The sequence below is a fragment of the Flavobacterium cyanobacteriorum genome (assembly GCF_002251835.1).
Taxonomy (GTDB): Bacteria; Bacteroidota; Bacteroidia; order Flavobacteriales; family Flavobacteriaceae; genus Flavobacterium; species Flavobacterium cyanobacteriorum.
Genome location: NZ_NOXV01000048.1, coordinates 1 through 1,448, shown reverse-complemented (window position 1 = coordinate 1,448; position 1,448 = coordinate 1). Strand labels below are relative to the sequence as shown.

Sequence of the window (1,448 nt, the reverse complement as noted above, 5' to 3'; positions counted from 1 at the left end):
TTTTTTTTTTTTCAACGGTTTCACTTATGCTGACCGCTAACGTTTGGCCGCTTGGCGATGTGGCGGATTAAGGAAGCCTTAAATTTCGGTTAAACACTAATTTTACAGGTACAAAACCAACTTTAAATTAAGCCTAAACCCGCCATATTGCCAAACGGCGGTTGTGCGATGTATTATTTTTTCCACATCGCAATCGCTTGTTCATATTCTACGTTCGTTGATTTTGTCCACCATTTATATTTATATTTTCCTCTTTTAGTTGTTTTCGCATCAATTATTGAATTCCAAGTTGATACAATTGGATTTTCTCCTGATGAATCTAATGCCAAAATTCTGACAACTTCGTCATTTTCGTTAGTTTCATATCCAACTGCTAACATCCAATGTCCGCCTTCATCAAAGTTAACACCAATTATTGTCGGATGATTTTCTTTCAAATGTTCAATTGTAAAATTTAGAACATCGTTATTTTTTTCGTCTAATGTTTTTACGTTGATAACTTTTCCGAATGTTTCAGTAATTATTTCTTCTAAATCTTTTAGGTAAGTTCCGTTTTTGAATAATGAATAATATTCATTATTCAACTTATTCAAAAGTTTTCCAAGTCTTTCATTTCCCTTTACGGTTCGTGAAGTTATTTTGTCATAACTAATTAAGCCTAAAGATAATAAACCCATAAAAATACTATAAGGTCCACAAGCTCCATCAATAGAGCCTTGTTGTAAAAAAACTTTTTGCATAAAACCCTCAAATTCGGATTCTGGTCCGCATTCAGTTGTATCTAATAAATTTATTGTGTAAATCATTTTAGTTTTTTGAAATTGTGAATTTTTTTTCGTTGTAATATGTGAAATTATAACTTGGTTTTTTAGTATAAGCTAGACAAAATTTATATCCAAGTTTGATTAACACTTTTGTTAATCTTTCGTCGTATTGAAATCCATTTTTTATTACTTGAGATTTAAGTTTACTCAAATCTTGTTTTGAATCAAAATAAAATTCAAGTCTGTTTATTATATCATTTTTTGATGTTACATCTACATAAACCATATATTCATCTTTGTACATAAATGAATATTGTGAAACAATTCCGTTAAATATATCTTTTTCATTTGTCTTTTCATTATAACTATAACTTGATGTAATCGAATCTTTGACTTTGAAAATTGGTAAAGTTTGTTCAAAACTTTTTCGAGTAACTTTATTTTGTAATAATTTGAAGGAATTATTAACGTCTGGAATAAATGTTCCATTTCCTTTTTTCTCAACAGCTTCTTGAGAATAAATTACGCTTGAAAAAAGTGTTAAAATTATAATTAAATACTTTGAATTTAACTTCAAATAGTTTTTTCGGTTTTTCATAAATGTTCTTTTTTATTGCGGTTTTCAAATATATCGCACAACGGTTTGCAGCTACCCGAAGGGCGGGACTTTTACCACAAAACTTG

2 protein-coding genes are annotated in these 1,448 nt (G+C 29.1%); both read right to left on the bottom strand.

From position 1 onward, the window contains the following. Positions 1-173 precede the first annotated feature (173 nt). Positions 174-806 carry a hypothetical protein gene (locus CHU92_RS00440; protein WP_094411503.1) on the bottom strand — a complete coding sequence of 211 codons (633 nt, stop codon included), beginning with the start codon at positions 804-806 and terminating at the stop codon, positions 174-176. 1 nt (position 807) lies between these two features. After that, positions 808-1,362, bottom strand: coding sequence for a hypothetical protein (locus CHU92_RS00435; protein WP_094411501.1), 555 nt, complete (start codon positions 1,360-1,362; stop codon positions 808-810). Positions 1,363-1,448 lie beyond the last annotated feature (86 nt).

What these genes read in the sequence shown, in the direction of transcription:
- CHU92_RS00435 (WP_094411501.1), bottom strand. Translation starts at nt 1,362, where the DNA reads ATGAAAAACCGAAAAAACTATTTGAAGTTAAATTCAAAGTATTTAATT.
- CHU92_RS00440 (WP_094411503.1), bottom strand. Translation starts at nt 806, where the DNA reads ATGATTTACACAATAAATTTATTAGATACAACTGAATGCGGACCAGAA.